The 15,961-nt window shown below is 69.7% G+C and carries 18 protein-coding genes and 1 riboswitch; of the genes, 12 read left to right on the forward strand and 6 right to left on the reverse strand.

Annotated elements, in window-relative coordinates:
* The first annotated feature begins 105 nt into the window (after positions 1-105).
* Together GPZ80_RS11725 and GPZ80_RS11730 are read left to right on the forward strand one after the other, a co-directional pair.
* Positions 106-1,185: a zinc-binding dehydrogenase gene (locus GPZ80_RS11725; protein ID WP_187220334.1), complete on the forward strand. Its 1,080-nt coding sequence runs from the start codon at positions 106-108 to the stop codon at positions 1,183-1,185.
* A gap of 41 nt (positions 1,186-1,226) precedes the next feature.
* The gene (locus tag GPZ80_RS11730; protein WP_222719150.1) at positions 1,227-2,117 is read left to right on the forward strand and encodes a GNAT family N-acetyltransferase; all 891 of its coding nucleotides are present in this window, start codon (positions 1,227-1,229) and stop codon (positions 2,115-2,117) included.
* Here GPZ80_RS11730 and GPZ80_RS11735 read toward each other — a convergent pair.
* Both GPZ80_RS11735 and GPZ80_RS11740 read right to left on the reverse strand, forming a co-directional pair.
* Positions 2,022-3,002, reverse strand: coding sequence for a hypothetical protein (locus GPZ80_RS11735; RefSeq protein ID WP_187220335.1), 981 nt, complete (start codon positions 3,000-3,002; stop codon positions 2,022-2,024). The genes GPZ80_RS11730 and GPZ80_RS11735 overlap by 96 nt on opposite strands.
* Before the next feature lie 104 nt (positions 3,003-3,106).
* Positions 3,107-3,784 (reverse strand): Rv0361 family membrane protein, encoded by a 678-nt coding sequence (locus GPZ80_RS11740; RefSeq protein WP_187220336.1) that lies wholly within the window; start codon positions 3,782-3,784, stop codon positions 3,107-3,109.
* Between the two features lie 185 nt (positions 3,785-3,969).
* Between GPZ80_RS11740 and GPZ80_RS11745 the strand changes: the two genes are divergently transcribed.
* From GPZ80_RS11745 to GPZ80_RS11780, 8 genes are all read left to right on the forward strand, one after another.
* Positions 3,970-4,677: an energy-coupling factor ABC transporter permease gene (locus GPZ80_RS11745; protein WP_187220337.1), complete on the forward strand. Its 708-nt coding sequence runs from the start codon at positions 3,970-3,972 to the stop codon at positions 4,675-4,677.
* Positions 4,674-5,006, forward strand: a complete 333-nt coding sequence (locus GPZ80_RS11750) for a PDGLE domain-containing protein (protein ID WP_187220338.1) — start codon at positions 4,674-4,676, stop codon at positions 5,004-5,006. The genes GPZ80_RS11745 and GPZ80_RS11750 overlap by 4 nt, the downstream gene beginning before the upstream one ends.
* Positions 5,007-5,747, forward strand: a complete 741-nt coding sequence (gene cbiQ, locus GPZ80_RS11755; protein WP_187220339.1) for a cobalt ECF transporter T component CbiQ — start codon at positions 5,007-5,009, stop codon at positions 5,745-5,747.
* The gene (locus GPZ80_RS11760; RefSeq protein WP_187220340.1) at positions 5,744-6,472 is read left to right on the forward strand and encodes an energy-coupling factor ABC transporter ATP-binding protein; all 729 of its coding nucleotides are present in this window, start codon (positions 5,744-5,746) and stop codon (positions 6,470-6,472) included. Before cbiQ ends, GPZ80_RS11760 begins: the two co-directional genes overlap by 4 nt.
* Before the next feature lie 31 nt (positions 6,473-6,503).
* Positions 6,504-6,611, forward strand: a riboswitch (glycine riboswitch).
* Between the two features lie 268 nt (positions 6,612-6,879).
* Entirely contained in the window at positions 6,880-8,001 is a 1,122-nt protein-coding gene (gene gcvT / locus GPZ80_RS11765) for a glycine cleavage system aminomethyltransferase GcvT (RefSeq protein ID WP_187220341.1), read from the forward strand.
* Between the two features lie 19 nt (positions 8,002-8,020).
* Positions 8,021-8,398, forward strand: a complete 378-nt coding sequence (gcvH, locus tag GPZ80_RS11770) for a glycine cleavage system protein GcvH (protein WP_187220342.1) — start codon at positions 8,021-8,023, stop codon at positions 8,396-8,398.
* Between the two features lie 3 nt (positions 8,399-8,401).
* Positions 8,402-9,673, forward strand: a complete 1,272-nt coding sequence (gene glyA / locus GPZ80_RS11775) for a serine hydroxymethyltransferase (protein WP_187220343.1) — start codon at positions 8,402-8,404, stop codon at positions 9,671-9,673.
* A gap of 75 nt (positions 9,674-9,748) precedes the next feature.
* The gene (locus GPZ80_RS11780) at positions 9,749-11,122 is read left to right on the forward strand and encodes an L-serine ammonia-lyase (RefSeq protein WP_187220344.1); all 1,374 of its coding nucleotides are present in this window, start codon (positions 9,749-9,751) and stop codon (positions 11,120-11,122) included.
* A 91-nt stretch (positions 11,123-11,213) separates the two neighbouring features.
* Here the strand turns inward: GPZ80_RS11780 and GPZ80_RS11785 are convergent, their stop codons facing one another.
* Entirely contained in the window at positions 11,214-11,378 is a 165-nt protein-coding gene (locus tag GPZ80_RS11785; protein ID WP_187220433.1) for a hypothetical protein, read from the reverse strand.
* A complete protein-coding gene (gene ku, locus GPZ80_RS11790) occupies positions 11,375-12,331 on the reverse strand; it encodes a non-homologous end joining protein Ku (protein ID WP_187220345.1) in 957 nt (318 codons plus the stop codon). Before ku ends, GPZ80_RS11785 begins: the two co-directional genes overlap by 4 nt.
* Before the next feature lie 158 nt (positions 12,332-12,489).
* Here ku and GPZ80_RS11795 point away from each other — a divergent pair, with 158 nt between their 5' ends.
* Positions 12,490-12,798: a WhiB family transcriptional regulator gene (locus tag GPZ80_RS11795; protein ID WP_091374847.1), complete on the forward strand. Its 309-nt coding sequence runs from the start codon at positions 12,490-12,492 to the stop codon at positions 12,796-12,798.
* Here the strand turns inward: GPZ80_RS11795 and GPZ80_RS11800 are convergent.
* Positions 12,795-13,574 carry a SigB/SigF/SigG family RNA polymerase sigma factor gene (locus GPZ80_RS11800; RefSeq protein ID WP_187220346.1) on the reverse strand — a complete coding sequence of 260 codons (780 nt, stop codon included), beginning with the start codon at positions 13,572-13,574 and terminating at the stop codon, positions 12,795-12,797. The two genes, GPZ80_RS11795 and GPZ80_RS11800, sit on opposite strands and share 4 nt — an antisense overlap.
* Positions 13,575-13,665: 91 nt before the next feature.
* On the reverse strand, positions 13,666-14,454 hold the full coding sequence (locus GPZ80_RS11805) for an alpha/beta hydrolase (protein WP_312880264.1): 789 nt from the start codon (positions 14,452-14,454) through the stop codon (positions 13,666-13,668).
* A 37-nt stretch (positions 14,455-14,491) separates the two neighbouring features.
* Between GPZ80_RS11805 and lpdA the strand changes: the two genes are divergently transcribed.
* On the forward strand, positions 14,492-15,892 hold the full coding sequence (gene lpdA / locus GPZ80_RS11810) for a dihydrolipoyl dehydrogenase (RefSeq protein WP_187220348.1): 1,401 nt from the start codon (positions 14,492-14,494) through the stop codon (positions 15,890-15,892).
* Positions 15,893-15,961 lie beyond the last annotated feature (69 nt).

The raw sequence follows: 15,961 nt of genomic DNA on the forward strand, positions 1-15,961 counted from the left end.
AGGCCCACGGACAACCAGTACGCGAACCTTCCATCCGCACGCCCAGCGAAAACCTGGACCACCGATAAAGACGCCGGATTTCCGGCGCAGAACACTAGGAGCGTCATGGTCAGGGCTGCTGTTCTCACCGAACAGGGCAAGCCGATGCGGGTCACCGACATCACGCTGCCCGCCCCCGGTCCTGGGCGGGTCAAGGTGAAGGTCGTGGCCGCCGGTGTGTGCCACTCCGACCTGTCGCTGTCCAACGGCACGCTGCGTCAGCCGATCCCGGCAGTGCTGGGCCACGAGGGCGCCGGGGTTGTCCTTGAGGTCGGCGAGGGCGTCACGAACGTCGTCCCGGGCGACCACGTGCTGCTGAACTGGGCGCCACCGTGCCGCGAGTGCTGGTTCTGTGGGGAGGGGGAGCCGTGGCTGTGTGAGCGGGCCGCCGACGCCGCCGAGATCCCGCACGCCGAACTGGCCGACGGCACCGCGCTGTACCCGGGCCTCGGCGCGGGCGCGTTCGCCGAGGAGACCATCGTCCCCGCGCGCGGCGCGGTGAAGATCCCCGACGACATCCCGCTGGAGCAGGCCGCCGTCCTCGGCTGCGCGGTGCTGACCGGCGCGGGCGCGGTGTTCAACACCGCCGCCGTGCGACCGGGTCAGTCCGTGGTCGTCGTCGGTGTCGGCGGCGTCGGGCTCTCGGTGCTGCAGGCCGCCCGGATCGCGGGCGCCGGGACGATCGTCGCGGTCGACACCTCCGAGGCGAAGCGCGACCTTGCCCTGGCGCAGGGAGCGACCGACTTCGTCGTCTCCGACGACACCACGGCGAAGGCGGTCCGCAAGCTGACCGAGGGCCGCGGCGCCGACGTCGCGTTCGAGTGCGTCGGCCACCCGGCGGCGATCCGCACCGCGTGGTCGTCGAGCAGGCGCGGCGGGCACCTGGTCATCGTGGGTGTCGGCTCGGCCAAGGCGAAGGTCGAGTTCAGCGCGCTGGAGCTGTACTACTTCGGCCGCAAGGTCAGCGGCTGCGTCTTCGGCTCGATCGACCCCGACGTCGACGTCCCGCGCCTGCTCGACCTCGTCCGCTCCGGTCAGCTCGACGTGTCGAGCCTGGTCACCTCGACCACCGACCTGGACGGCATCGAGGGCGCCTTTGAGGACATGCGCTCCGGCCGCGGCGCCCGAACACTCGTGCGCCTGTAATTGCGTGGCGGGTCGGATGGCCGCGCGGCTAGCTTCCAGTCGTGCCTTTCACCGTCCGGCCCGCCCACCCCGACGACGCCGAATCGGCCGCCGCGCTGCGCCGAGCTGTCTTTCCCTACCTCGTGATGAGTGCCGCGGAACTGCGTCGGGACATCGCCGAGCCGACACCCGCGCAGCGCGGGGCAATCTGGGTGGCTTGTTTGGATGACGCTGTCGTCGGCTGGGCGGCTTGCGGGCTGAACTCGTGGACCAGCCAGGCCGGTGTCGGGTTCCTGAACCTGCACGTCCACCCGGCGCACCGGCGGGCGGGCATCGGCTCTTCGCTGCTCTCGCGCACCGACGGCCACCTGGCCGACATCGGGGCGAAGCGGGTGGAGGTGTTCGCCGCCGCCGACTCGGTGGACTTCGCGGTCGCACAGGGTTTCGCGCCCGCCCGCGAGATGCGCTACGCGAGCCTGGATCCGCGTTTCGTGCCGCGGTGCCCGCCCTCGCCCGCCGGCGTGGAGGTGGTATCGATCGCAGCGGTCGACCCACGGCTGGTCTACGACGCGGACACCGCCGCCTCGCTCGACGAGCCGAACTTCGCTCCCATCGACTCCTTCGACTACGACGAGTGGTTGACCGAGGTCTGGTCAGCGCCGATGCTCGACCACGACCTGAGCACCGCCGCCATGGTCGACGGCAAGGTCGCGTGCTTCACCGCGGTGCAGACCGACGGCGACCGCGCCTGGTCCGGGATGACCGGGACCGTGCGCGGCCACCGCGGCCGGGGCCTGGCCAGGCTGGTGAAGTCCACCGCCCTGGCCAGGGCCGCGACAGCGGGCATCGTGCGAGCCTCAACCTCGATGGACGCCCGAAACGCGCCCATGCTCGCCGTCAACCACTGGCTCGGCTACCGCCAGGTCGCCACCCGAATCGGCCTCATCCGCTAGTCCGGTCACGCGGTAGGCGGCGATCACTGCGGCCAACACGGCGGCGGTGACCTGCGCTGTCAGCACGAGGACGTAGACAACCAGCTGGGACACGTCCTCGCCGCCGAAGCGGGTGCCGAGGGTGACCAGCGACCAGCAGGCCCAGCCGAACATCGCGCCCGCGCCGACCCACGTCATGCCGAGCGGCACCACCACCGACCGCCCCCGCGGCGCGCGGCGGACCAGCCAGGTCAAGCCGGTCGCGGTGAGCACGGCGGCCAGGCCGTGGATGCCGATGGTCACGCTGTCGCCCGCACCGGGAGTCGAGGTCAGACCGGGCGGCGCCCACAGGGTCGAACCGAAGGCCCACGACAGGTACACCGCCGCCACACCGGCCGCCAGCACGGACGCGACGAGCGCCAGGCCCGACGCGAGCGGGTCGGCTGGGTCGGTGTCGTGAGCCGCCCAGACCCGCGGCCAGCGCGCCTGGGTGTAGAGGATGAACGCGGCCATCAGCAGCACCCCCTGGAGCGCGAAACCGCCGTAGACCACGGCGAACACCCAGGGCTGCAGGAACGCTTTGTCATCGGCGGGAGCGTCGCCGAGCAGGGTGGGCAGCAGCGGGGCGAGGATGACGATCGGCGCGAGCATGCCCGAGGCCAGCCACATGGGCACGATCACCACCGGCGCGGGCAACCGCAGGCCCCACGGCCGGGTCAGCGCCAAGGCGGTCACCAGCACGATCAGGTCCATGAACACGGTGGCGATGTTCGCCACCAGCAACTCGTCCATGTCGGCGCCGACGATGCCGACGGTGCCGCCGAAGATCCAGTTCAGCTTGAGCGCGAGGTAGGGAAAGGTGGCGGCGACGGCGCCGAGACCCACCAGCTGTCGAGTGGTCGTCATACCGTCAGCCTGGCGTTGGCGCCGCCGCCGCACCTGAGTCCCGGGAGGGAGTCAGCTCCCCCTCGGGAGGGAGATTCTCGGACGAGATTTCACAGGGCGCGACGTCAGAGGTCGTCGACGCACCAGTCGCCGTCCTTCTTGCGAAGGTCGAAGGTGTTGGTGTCCTTCTCGCCGGCGATGGTGGCCTCGACCTTCACCTTCGCGGTGTCGCCGTTCTCCTGGACATCGATGATCTTGATGTCCGTCGGGATGAACTGCGACGACTCCTTGAAGGCCTCAGCCGGGAGATGGTCCTTCGCGTCGCACATGAGGGCGTTCGCGGCGGCGACGTCCTTGTCGATGAACGCGTCGATGAGCGCCTCGGTGGTGGCCTGGGGACCGCTGCCCCCGGTGAGCACCAGGATCAGGGTGACGACGACGCCGACCACCACGACGCCGATCGCACCGAAGATCAACGGCTTGTTGTTCTTCTTCTGCGGGGCGCCATACGGCTGGCCGTACTGCTGCGGGTACCCGCCGGGCTGGCCGTACGGCTGCTGCTGGGGGTAGCCGCCCTGCTGCTGGAACTCACCGGACTGCGGGAAGCCACCCTGCTGCGGGTATCCACCCGGCTGGGGCTGACCCGGCTGCGGCTGGCCAGGCTGGGGGAATCCGCCTTGCTGCTGCGGGTATCCGCCTTGCTGGGGATGCCCGCCCTGCTGGGGGAACCCGCCAGGCTGCTGCGGGTCACCGCCCGGCTGCGGAGGGAACGGGTAGCCGCCGGGCTGGGGCGGTTGCGACATGGGAGGACTCCTGGGATTCGACTGGATCACACCCGCGCCTTTCTACACCCCGACGCCGGCTCGATCACTGTATTCGCGTCAAGTTCCGACGGTGAAAGCGGACACTTGGTTCCCGCCGTAATTGCCAGCTACTGGCGGTTGCTCGCTATGGGCAACTAACCTGAGGGTCGAGCACGGGAGGAACCATGTCCACCTCGGTTGCCATGCACATGAGCGACGGCCTGTTGAACGCGACGACATCGATGTTGTTCATCGGTGTCGCGGTGGTCGGTCTGGCGGTCGCGGCGTCGCGGGCGCGCGCGACCCTCGACGACCGAACCGCGCCCATGGCCGGTCTGGTCGCGGCGTTCCTGTTCGCCACCCAGATGATCAATTTCCCCGTGCTGCCCGGGGTCAGCGGCCACCTGCTCGGCGGGGCGCTCGCCGCGATCCTGGTGGGCCCATGGGTCGGCGCGCTGTGCGTGTCGATCGTGCTGGTCGTGCAGGCGCTTGTGTTCGCCGACGGCGGCATCACCGCGCTGGGCGCGAACATCACGAACATGGCCCTGATCGGCACCGCCGCCGGCTTCCTCGTGGCGCTGGCGCTGCGGGGGATCGCCCAGCGTGGCCGGGTCGGGCTCGTCTCGGTCGCGTTCATCGCCGCGGTGGTCAACACCGTGCTGGCGTCGCTCGGGTTCGTGGTGGAGTTCGCGATGGGCGGCGAGACCTCGTTCCCGCTGGGCGCCGTCGCCGCGACCGTGGTCGGCGTGCACGGCCTGATCGGCATCGGTGAGGGCGTCATCACCGCGCTGACCGTCGGCGCCGTCGCCGCGGTCCGTCCCGACCTGGTCTACCTGCTGCGCGGCACCCAGCGGCCGCTGGAACTGCGCACCGCCGAGGGGGTGGCGGCATGAGGAAACGCGGGTTCTTCGTCGGCTTCCTGCTGGTCGCCCTGGTGATCGCGGGCGCGGTGTCCTACCTCGCCGACTCCGACCCGGACGGGCTCGACCACGCGACCCTGGTCGGCTGCCAGGTCGTCGAGGTCGACGGCGCCGAGCGGCTCACCGGGAACTGCATCGCACAGCGCGCGCGGGACCACCAGCTCTCGTCGAGCCCCCTCGCCGACTACGCGGTCGGCGGGGACGAGCGGTCGACCGGCATGGCGGGCGTCCTCGGCGTGCTCCTGACCCTGGGTCTCGCGGGTGGCCTCTTCTGGCTGCTGCGCAAGCGATCCACGACCTGAGTGCAACCCTTCCACCGCCCCGGCGACACCCCGGTCCACCGTCTCCCCGCCCAGGTGAAGATCGTCACAGCCCTGGTCTTCGTGCTGTGCGTGGTGGCGACCAGGCGCACCGAGTTCCTGGCGTTCGGGCTCTACTTCGCCGTCCTCGCAGGCGTTTGGACTGTCGCGCGGATCCCGCCGGTGTGGCTGGCCAAGCGCGCGCTGATCGAGACGCCGTTCGTCATCCTGGCGCTCGCGCTGCCCTTCGTCGCGGGTGGACCGACCGTGGACGTACTCGGTGTCGCGGTGTCCGAACAGGGCACGCTCGCGGGCTGGAACATCCTCGCGAAAGGCACCCTCGGCGTGCTGGTGTCGCTCACCCTGGCCGCCACGACGTCGCCGCGTGACCTCATCGTCGGCCTGCAGCGGTTGCGGGTGCCCGCGATGGTGATCACCATCGCCACGCTGATGCTGCGTTACCTGGAGGTCATCGCGGCCGAGGCGCGGCGGATGCGCACCGCGCGGATCTGCCGGGGACACGACCCCCGGTTCCTGTGGCAGGTCGGCGCGACCGCGCGGGGAATCGGCACCCTGTTCGTCCGCAGCTATGAGAGAGGGGAACGGGTGCACCTCGCGATGGTGTCGCGCGGCTGGGCGGGCGCGATGCCCGACGACCCGCGGCCTGTGGGCCGGTCAGCCTGGCTGCTCGGTCTGGTCCCCGCCGCGGTCGCCGCGGCCGTCCTGGTGGGAGTGTCGTTATGACCGCGCTGCTCGTCGACGGGCTCGCCTACGCCTACCCGGACGGCCACCAGGCGCTCTTCGGCGTCGACCTGCGGGTCGAGGAGGGAGAGCGGGTCGCGGTCCTCGGGCCGAACGGCGCGGGCAAGACCACGCTGGTCCTGCACCTCAACGGCGTGCTGACCGCGGGCGCGGGCCGCATCGAGGTCGCGGGCCTGCCGGTCGCCAAGGCGAACCTCAAGGAGATCCGCCGCCGGGTCGGCGTGGTGTTCCAGGACCCCGACGACCAGCTGTTCATGCCGACCGTGCGCGACGACGTGGCGTTCGGACCGGCCAACTTCGGCCTGCGCGGCGCCGACCTCGACGCCCGGGTCAAGCAGGCGCTCGACGCGGTCGGGATGGCCGACCACGCCGACCGCTCGCCGATGCACCTCTCCGGCGGCCAGCGCCGCCGCGTCGCACTCGCCACCGTCCTCGCCTGCGACCCGGAGATCCTGGTCCTGGACGAGCCGAGCGCGAACCTGGAACCGGTGGCCCGGCGTGAGCTGGCGGAGGTCCTGCTCGACCTGGACCGCACCATGCTGATGGTCACCCACGACCTGCCATACGCGCTGCAGGTGTGCCCGCGCAGCGTGCTCATCGACGGCGGTGTGATCGTGGCCGACGGACCCACCCGCGACCTGCTGGCCGACACCGCGCTGCTGGCCGCGCACCGGCTGGAACTTCCGTTCGGGTTCCGCCTCGACTAGGGTTCGCGCCATAACCGAATACCGGGCCGCATGAGTCGGAACGGGAGAGCCTCCACCCTCAGCCACGGTTCGGCACAGGTGGGGCACCGAAGGAGCAAACTCCCCGGAATCTCTCAGGTAAAGCTACCGTTCCAGGCCAGGCCACTCTGGAAAGCAGACGCGACATCCGGCGTCTCACCCACGGTGCAAGCCGCTCTCCGCGGTGAAGCTCTCAGGTGCCATGACAGAGGGGGAGTTCCCACTGCGGGACAGGTGTGCCCTGTCACGTCGTACCTGAGGAGCTCCATGACCCTGTCGTTGTTCACCACACCATCATCTGCGCACTCCGCCGCACGGCATCCGCACGCCGGTCGTGCCACGCTGCGGCGAGCACTGTCCACCCGCGCGCAAAAGGAGACCGAACTTCCATGAGCAACCCCTCCCCGCTGCACGCGGTGCACGAGGCCCTCGGTGCCTCGTTCACCGACTTCGCAGGCTGGGCGATGCCGCTGCGCTACGGCAGTGAACTGGCCGAGCACAAGGCGGTCCGCGAGGCGTCCGGCCTGTTCGACCTCAGCCACATGGGTGAGATCGAGCTGACCGGTCCCGAGGCGGCCCGCGCGCTCGACTACGCCCTGGTCGGCTACCTGTCGAAGGTCAAGCCGGGCCGCGCGCGGTACACGATGATCTGCGACGCCGACGGCGGCGTGCTCGACGACCTGGTCGTCTACCGGCTCGCCACCGACCACTACATGGTCGTGGCGAACGCGTCGAACGCCGCCGTGGTCGCCGAGGCGCTGCGCGAGCGGTCCACCGGCTTCGCCGTCGAGGTGAACGACCGCTCCGCCACCTGCGCGCTCATCGCGGTGCAGGGGCCGACGTCGGCCGAGATCGTGCGCAAGGTGACGGGCGCGGACCTGGACAAGCTCTCGTACTACGCGAGCGTGCCCGCGACAGCCGCGGGCCACGACGTGCTGCTCGCGCGCACCGGCTACACCGGCGAGGACGGCTTCGAGCTGTACTCCGAGGCCGAGCACGCCCAGGACATCTGGGCCGCGATCACCGAGATCGGCCAGGACCACGGCCTGGTCCCGGCCGGTCTGGCCTGCCGCGACACCCTGCGCCTGGAGGCCGGGATGCCGCTGTACGGCAATGAGCTCGGCCCCGAGTTCACCCCGTTCGACGCCGGTCTCGGCCGGGTCGTGAAGTTCGAGAAGCCCGGCGACTTCGTCGGCCGCGAGGCTCTTGAGCGCCGCAAGGCCGCCATTGATAACGCAGTCGTGGGCAGTGTTGTTAAGACAGTGCGCGTCGGGCTCACCGGCACCGGCCGCCGCGCCCCCCGACACGGGTACCCCGTTCTCGACGGAGACGGAAACCCGGTGGGTACCGTGACCAGCGGCGCCCTCTCACCGACGCTCGGCCACCCGATCGCCATGGCGTACGTGCCGACCGCTCTCAGTGAGCCCGGCACCGCCCTGGCCGTCGACATCCGTGGCACGACCACGCCGGTCGAGGTCGTCGAGCTGCCCTTCTACCAGCGTCCCGCCTGATCAGGAGAACAAGACAGAGATGAGCAATCCGGAGAACCTCGGTTACACCGAGGAACACGAGTGGGTCGACCTCGGCGACGCGGGCACGGCGACCGTCGGCATCACCGTCTATGCCGCCGAGGCGCTCGGCGACGTCGTCTTCGTCCAGCTCCCCGAGGTCGGCGAGAAGCTCGCCGCGGGCGAGACCTGCGGCGAGATCGAGTCGACCAAGTCGGTCAGCGACCTCTACGCCCCCGTCAACGGCGAGGTCGTGGCGGTCAACGAGGCCGTCGTGGCCGACCCCGGTGTGGTCAACAGCGACCCGTTCGGCGAGGGCTGGCTGTTCAAGGTCGCCGTCGACGGTGACACCGACCTGCTCGACGCCGACGCGTACAACGCGCTGACCAAGGAAGACTGAGGGATGAGCACCTTCGGACAGTCCCTCGCCGAGGTCGACCCCGACGTCGCCGCGGCCGTCGACGCCGAACTGCACCGCCAGCAGTCCACTCTGGAGATGATCGCCTCGGAGAACTTCGCCCCGGTGGGCGTGCTCGAGGCGCAGGGCTCGGTGCTGACGAACAAGTACGCCGAGGGCTACCCCGGCCGCCGCTACTACGGCGGCTGCGAGCACGTCGACGTCATCGAGCAGCTCGCGATCGACCGGGTCAAGGCTCTCTTCGGTGCCGAGCACGCCAACGTGCAGCCGCACTCGGGCGCGCAGGCCAACGCCGCGGCGATGGTCTCCGTGCTCAACCCCGGCGACACGATCCTCGGGCTCGATCTCGCGCACGGCGGGCACCTGACGCACGGCATGAAGATCAATTTCTCGGGCAAGCTCTACAACGTCGTGGCCTACCACGTCGACAAGGAGACCGGGATCGTCGACATGGCCGAGGTCGAGCGCCTCGCCGTGGAGGCGCAGCCGAAGCTGATCGTGGCGGGCTGGTCGGCCTACCCGCGCCAGCTCGACTTCGCCGAGTTCCGCCGCATCGCCGACAAGGTCGGCGCGCTGCTGATGGTCGACATGGCGCACTTCGCAGGCCTCGTCGCCGCGGGTCTGCACCCCAGCCCCGTGCCGCACGCCGACCTGGTGACCACCACGACCCACAAGACCCTCGGCGGCCCGCGCGGCGGAGTGATCCTCTGCCGCAAGGGGCTCGCGAAGAAGGTCAACTCGGCGGTGTTCCCGGGCCAGCAGGGTGGCCCGCTGGAGCACGTCATCGCGGCCAAGGCCGTAGCGTTCAAGATCGCCGCCTCGGAGGAGTTCGCCGAGCGGCAGCGCCGGGTCCTCGAAGGCGCGAAGATCCTGGCCGACCGGCTGTCCCGGTCGGACTGCGCCGAGGCGGGCGTGAAGGTCCTCACCGGCGGCACCGACGTCCACCTGGTCCTGGTCGACCTGGTGAACTCGCAGCTCGACGGCCAGCAGGCCGAGGACCGGCTGCACTCGGTCGGCATCACGGTGAACCGCAACGCCGTCCCGTTCGACCCGCGGCCGCCGATGATCACCTCCGGGCTGCGCATCGGCACCCCGGCCCTGGCCACCCGCGGCTTCGACGCCGAGGACTTCGCCGAGGTCTCCGACATCATCGCCGTCGCGCTGGGCCCGGACTTCGACGACACGACCAAGCAGGAGCTGCGCGACCGCGTGGACCTGCTGGTCAAGCGACGCCCGCTCTATCCCGACTTGGGCTGAACAACGCAGCGCTCGGGCCACACCACGACCTGGTGTGGCCCGAGTACGCTGAATTTTGAAAGTGGAAGGTTCGTCGTGGCTATCAGTGTGTTCGACTTGTTCAGCATCGGCATCGGTCCGTCCAGCTCACACACGGTGGGCCCGATGCGTGCCGCGCTGATGTTCATCGACGGCCTTTCCGAACGCGGCGACCTCGAGCGGGTCACACGGGTCCGGGTGGAACTGTTCGGCTCCCTGGGCGCGACCGGCCATGGCCACGGCAGCGACAAGGCCGTGCTGCTGGGGCTGGAGGGCGAGCGCCCGGAGGACATCGACACCGCCTCCGTCGGCCCGCGGGTCGCCAAGATCCGTGAGGAAGGGCAGCTGCGACTGCTCGGCAGGCACACGGTGGCGTTCACCGAGGACGACGACCTCGTCATGCACCGGCGCAAGTCGCTGCCGCTGCACCCCAACGGCATGACCTTCGCCGCCTGGGACGAATCCGGCGGCCTGTTCGCCGAGCGCACCTACTACTCGGTCGGTGGCGGCTTCGTGCTCGACGAGACCGCGGCCGACGGCCCGGTCATCTCCGCCGACACCACCCCCGTGCCGTTCCCGTTCCGCACCGGCGCGGAGCTGATGGAGCACTGCGCGGCCAACGACCTGACCATCGCCCAGGTGATGCTGCGCAACGAACTGGTGTGGCGCACCGAGGCCGAGGTCCGCGCGGGCCTGCTGGCGATCTGGCAGGTCATGCGGGACTGCGTCGCCCGCGGCTGCGAGCAGGACGGTGTCCTGCCCGGCGGCCTGAAGGTGCCCCGCCGGGCGAAGGCGCTGCACGAGAAGCTGCTGTCCGAGGACGGCGCGGGCGACCCGCTCTACGTCATGGACTGGGTCACGCTGTTCGCGTTGGCCGTCAACGAGGAGAACGCGTCCGGCGGCCGCATCGTCACCGCCCCGACGAACGGCGCCGCGGGCATCATCCCCGCGGTTCTGCATTACTACACGCGGTTCCTGTCGGTGGCCACAGAGGACGGTGTGATCGACTTCCTGCTCACCGCCGCCGCGATCGGCGTGGTGCTCAAGGAAACCGGCTCGATCTCGGGCGCCGAGGTCGGCTGCCAGGGCGAGGTCGGCTCGGCGTGCGCGATGGCGGCGGCGGGCCTGACCGCGGTGCTGGGCGGCTCGGTCGCGCAGGTCGAGAACGCGGCGGAGATCGGCCTGGAACACCACTTGGGACTGACGTGCGACCCGGTCGGCGGCCTGGTCCAGATCCCGTGTATCGAACGCAACGCCGTCGGGTCCACAAAGGCCATCAACGCCTCGAGAATGGCGCTGCGCGGCGACGGCACCCACATCGTCCATCTGGACAAGGTCATCAAGACGATGCGTCAGACCGGCGCCGACATGCACACCAAGTACAAGGAAACCTCGCGCGGCGGCTTGGCCCTCAACGTCATCGAGTGCTGACGCTCCCGCGAGTCCAACGTTCAGAACAACGAGTCCAACGTTCAGCGTGTGTCGAACGTTGAACTCATCGTTCTGAACGTTGGACTCGCGATCAGGCGGGGGTGAGTGTGCGGGCGACGACCAGGGCGTGGCGGGCCATGTCGAGGTCGGCACAGGCGGGATCGGTGCACTCCACGCCGACCGTGTCCACGATCAGCGTGCCATGGCAATGCGAGACGTGGTCGAGACACTCGGAGCAGGTCACGGAGCGAATCACGAAGCCCTCCTCTTCTTCGCGCCCGTGCCCTTCGCCGATTTCACCGCCTCTTCCAGCTCGTCGCGGGTCATCTTCGAACGTCCCTTGACGTCGAGGTCACGGGCCAGCTTGTCGAGTTCTGCCTTCGTCAGGCTAGACAGATCCTCAGCCGGTTCGGTGGATTCCTCGCGGCGTTTCTTCCGGCTTTCGACGCTCTTGCTCAACGCGTCGAACAGGTCCACGACCTTGGTCGGCTCGCTCGGCGCCTCCTCGGAGACGATCTCGCGGCCTTCCTTCTTGTCCTCGATGAGCTGCTCGACGCGCTGGGTGTACGTGTCGTGGAACTCCTCGGGCTTCCAGTCCTCGCTCATCGACTCGATCAGCGAGATGGCCATGTCTAGTTCCTTGCCCCGCGCGGGGGAGATCTCCGGCATGGACTTCAGTTCCTTGGCCGGGTCGCGCAGGTCCTCGGCGAACAGCATCGTGGTGAGGATCAGCAGGTCCTCGCCCGCGCGCACGACCGTCAGGTATTCCTTGCCGCGCATGACGAACGTGGCGACCCCGGCCTTGTTCGACTTGCGCATCGCCTGCAGCAGCAAGCTGTAGGCGCGGCCGTACTCCTCCTTGGCGGGGGCCAGCCAGTAGGTCTTCTGGAAGTGGATCGGGTCGATCGAGTCGAGGTCGACGAACGCGGAGATGTCGATCGTGCGGGACCGGCCAGGCGCGATGGCCTCCAGCTCGTCCGGCTCGATGATCACGTAGTCCCCGCCGCCGATCTCCGCGCCCTTGACGATGTCGGAGTAGGCGACCTCCTTGCCGGTGCGCTCGTTGACGCGCTTGTACCGGATGCGGTCGGAGGTGCCGCGCTCGAACTGTCGGAAGCTGATCGTGTGGTCCTCGGTGGCCCCGTAGAGCTCGACCGGGACCGTCACGAGCCCGAAGTTGATCGCCCCGTTCCAAATCGGCCGTGCCACGCTGCCTCCCCGGCAGTAGTTGTCCGTCCCACCCAGTGTGGACCACTCGGGCCCCGTTAGTCCTGTTCAACGGTACTGGCAGCGCACGATCGGAGAAGGCGTTTCGTCGACCCCCCGCCGGGGTAACACCCTGACAACAGCCAGAGGGGAGCAGGGTCATGACGGAGATGTCACGTCTGCCGGGTCCGGTCTCGGAAAGCTGGGACTGGCAGCGCCACGGGTCTTGCCGGGGACTCGACAGCGCGTGGTTCTTCCACCCCGACGCCGAGCGCGGCCAGGCGCGGGCGGAGCGGGTGCGCCACGCGAAGGAGATCTGCAAGTCCTGTCCGGTCATCGTCGAGTGCAGGCACCACGCGCTCACCGTGATCGAGCCCTATGGCATCTGGGGTGGACTCGACGAGGGGGAACGCAGGCAGGCCTACGCCCGCCGTCGCATGACCGCTCAGCACGCGGGTGCCCGCCACTAGGCGCACGGGTCCGCCAAGCCTTCCCGGAGTTTGCGCAACGTTCGCGTGAGCAGCCGGGACACATGCATCTGGGACAGACCGAGGTGCTCGGCGATCTGCGTCTGGGTGTCGTCGCGGAAGTAGCGCAGCGCGAGGATCCGCCGCTCACGCTCGGTGAGCCGCTCGATGAGCGGACGCAGGGACTCCACGACATCGATCCCGTCGAGTGCCGTGTCGGGCACGCTGAACGTCTGGTCGGTCTCGGTGGGTGCCTCGTCGAGTGAGACGGAATGGTAGGTCTGGCCCGCCGCGAGGCCCTCGTAGACGGCGTGGACCGGGAGGCCCAGGTGGTTCGCCAGCTCGCTCGGCGTCGGCGCGCGCCCGAGCCGCTGCGACAGCTCATTGCTCGCGTCGCTGAGCGCTAGGTGCCGTTCCTGCAGCTTGCGCGGGACCCGCAGGGACCACGCGGTGTCGCGGAAGTAGCGGCGGACCTCGCCCATGATGGTGGGCACCGCGAAGGTCAGGAAGTCGAAACCCCGGCGGGGGTCGTACCGGTCCACCGCGTGGATCAGGCCGACCAGGGCCACCTGGGTGAGGTCTTCGTACGGAACCCCCCGATGGGTGAACCGCAGCGCGATGTGCTCGGCCAGTCCCACGTGCCCGGTCACCAGCGCGGCACGCAGTTCGGCGTGCCGGGGATCCCCCGGATCCAGCAGCGCCTTCTCCGCGAACAGGGGGGCGAGGTGCTCGTATTCGTGCCCCGGCCTGGTCTCGGCGGGTCGCGTGGTGACGGTCAACGGCCACACCTCGGATGGCTCAGCGTCCAGGCGGAGCGGTCCGCCCGTCACCAACCGTAGGTATGCCTCGCACCCCCGACAACTCGAGAAGTCACAGCGCGTGCACGGCGTCGAGCAGGTCCCGGCCGTCCAGCAGGACGCGGTCGTTGTGCCGTGCGCCCTCGACGATCACCGTGCGCGCGTTCGCGGCGGCAGCGACCTCGGCGCTCTGTCCCGGGGGGACGATCTCGTCGTCGGTGCCGTAGACGACTGTTGTCGGCACACCGAGCCCGCGCACGGTCTCGGCGACGGGGAAGCGGTCGCGAAGCAGCAGGCGTGCCGGGAGTAACGGGTAGTGCACGGCCGCGACCGAGGGCAGGTCCACGAAGGGGGAGCGCAGCAGCAGGCCGCGCGGCGGGTGTTCCCGGGCGAGCCGGGCCGCCACCGCCGCGCCGAGGCTCTCGCCGAAGTACACGAGCCGGTCCTGGGGGACACCCTGCCCGACCAGGAAACCGTGAGCCGCTTTCGCGTCGGCGGCCAGACCGTCCTCGCTGGGGTCGCCCGGGTTGCCGCCGTAGCCGCGGTAATCGACGAGCAGCACGCCATGTCCCCGCGCCCGCAGTGCCACCGCGAGCGGGATTCGCGCCGAGCGGTCGCCCGCGTTGCCCGGCAGCACCAGCACCGTGGTCCCCGGCCCGGGCGCGTACCAACCGGCAAGGGCCAGGCCGTCCACGGTCGGGTAGGTGACCTGGCGCCCGTCGGGTATGACGTTGGCGACATCCGGCGGCGCCGAGGTCGACGGCAGGTAGATCAATCGGCGCTGAAACAGGTACGCCAAGCCCACGACCAGCACAACCACGACGACGACGCTGGTCAGCCCGAGCAATGCAGGACGCGGCACTTCGCCAGTGTGCCGCCGCGGGTCATATCGTGGACACATGAGCACACATTTCGACGTGGTGGTCCTCGGGGCAGGCCCGGGCGGGTATGTCGCGGCGATCCGGGCCACGCAGCTCGGGCTGAAGACAGCGATCATCGAGGAGCGCTACTGGGGCGGCGTCTGCCTCAACGTCGGCTGCATCCCCTCGAAGGCGCTGCTGCGCAACGCCGAGCTGGCGCACCTGGTCCAGCATGAGGCGAAGACGTTCGGCATCCAGGTCGACGGCACCGTGAGCTTCGACTACGGCGCCGCCTACCAGCGCAGCCGCACGGTCGCCGAGGGGCGCGTCAAGGGCGTGCATTACCTGATGAAGAAGAACGGCATCACGCAGTTCCAGGGCAAGGGCACCTTCACCGACGCCAACACCGTCGAGGTCGCGCTGAACGACGGCGGCACCGAGACGGTCACGTTCTCCAACGCCATCATCGCCGCGGGCGCGACGACCAGGCTGCTGCCGGGCACCTCGCTGTCCGAGCGCGTGGTGACCTACGAGGAGCAGATCCTCGCCTCGGAACTGCCGGAGAGCATCATCATCGCGGGTGCGGGCGCAATCGGCGTCGAGTTCGCCTACGTCCTGCACAACTACGGCGTGAAGGTCACCATCGTCGAGTTCCTCGACCGGATGGTGCCGCTGGAGGACGAGGAGGTGTCCAAGGAACTCGCCCGCCGGTACAAGCGGCTCGGGGTCGAGGTCCTGACCGGCACCCGCGTCGAGTCGATCGACGACACCGGCGCCCGGGTGAAGGTCACGGTGTCCAAGGGCGGCAAGGAGCAGGTCCTGGAGGCCGACAAGGTCCTGCAGGCCATCGGCTTCCAGCCCCGGGTCGAGGGTTACGGCCTCGACCGCACCGGCGTGAAGCTGACCGAGCGGGGCGCCATCGACATCGACGGCCGCTGCCGCACCTCGGTCCCGCACATCTACGCGATCGGCGACGTCACCGCGAAGCTCATGCTCGCCCACGCCGCCGAGTCGATGGGCGTCATCGCCGCGGAGACCATCGCGGACGCCGAGACCATGGAACTCGACTACGTGATGATCCCGCGTGCGACGTACTGCCAGCCGCAGATCGCCAGCTTCGGCTACACCGAGGCCCAGGCCCGAGAGAAGGGCTACGACGTCGAGGTGGCGAAGTTCCCCTTCACCGCCAACGGCAAGGCCCACGGCCTCGCCGACCCGGTCGGCTTCGTCAAGCTCATCAGCGACAAGACTCACGGTGAGCTGCTCGGCGGGCACCTGATCGGACCCGAGGTGACCGAGTTGCTGCCGGAGCTGACCCTGGCCCAGCAGTGGGATCTGACGGTGCACGAGATGGCCCGCAACGTCCACGCCCACCCGACGCTGGGCGAGGCGGTCAAGGAGGCCATCCACGGCCTCGCGGGACACATGATCAATATGTGAGTGTCGCCCGCCGCGATCCGAGGCACCGGGTCGCGGCGGGTTCGTCCGTGTCGGTGTGTTCAGTGTGCG

Source organism: Actinokineospora xionganensis (assembly GCF_014323725.1).
Taxonomy (GTDB): Bacteria; Actinomycetota; Actinomycetes; order Mycobacteriales; family Pseudonocardiaceae; genus Actinokineospora; species Actinokineospora xionganensis.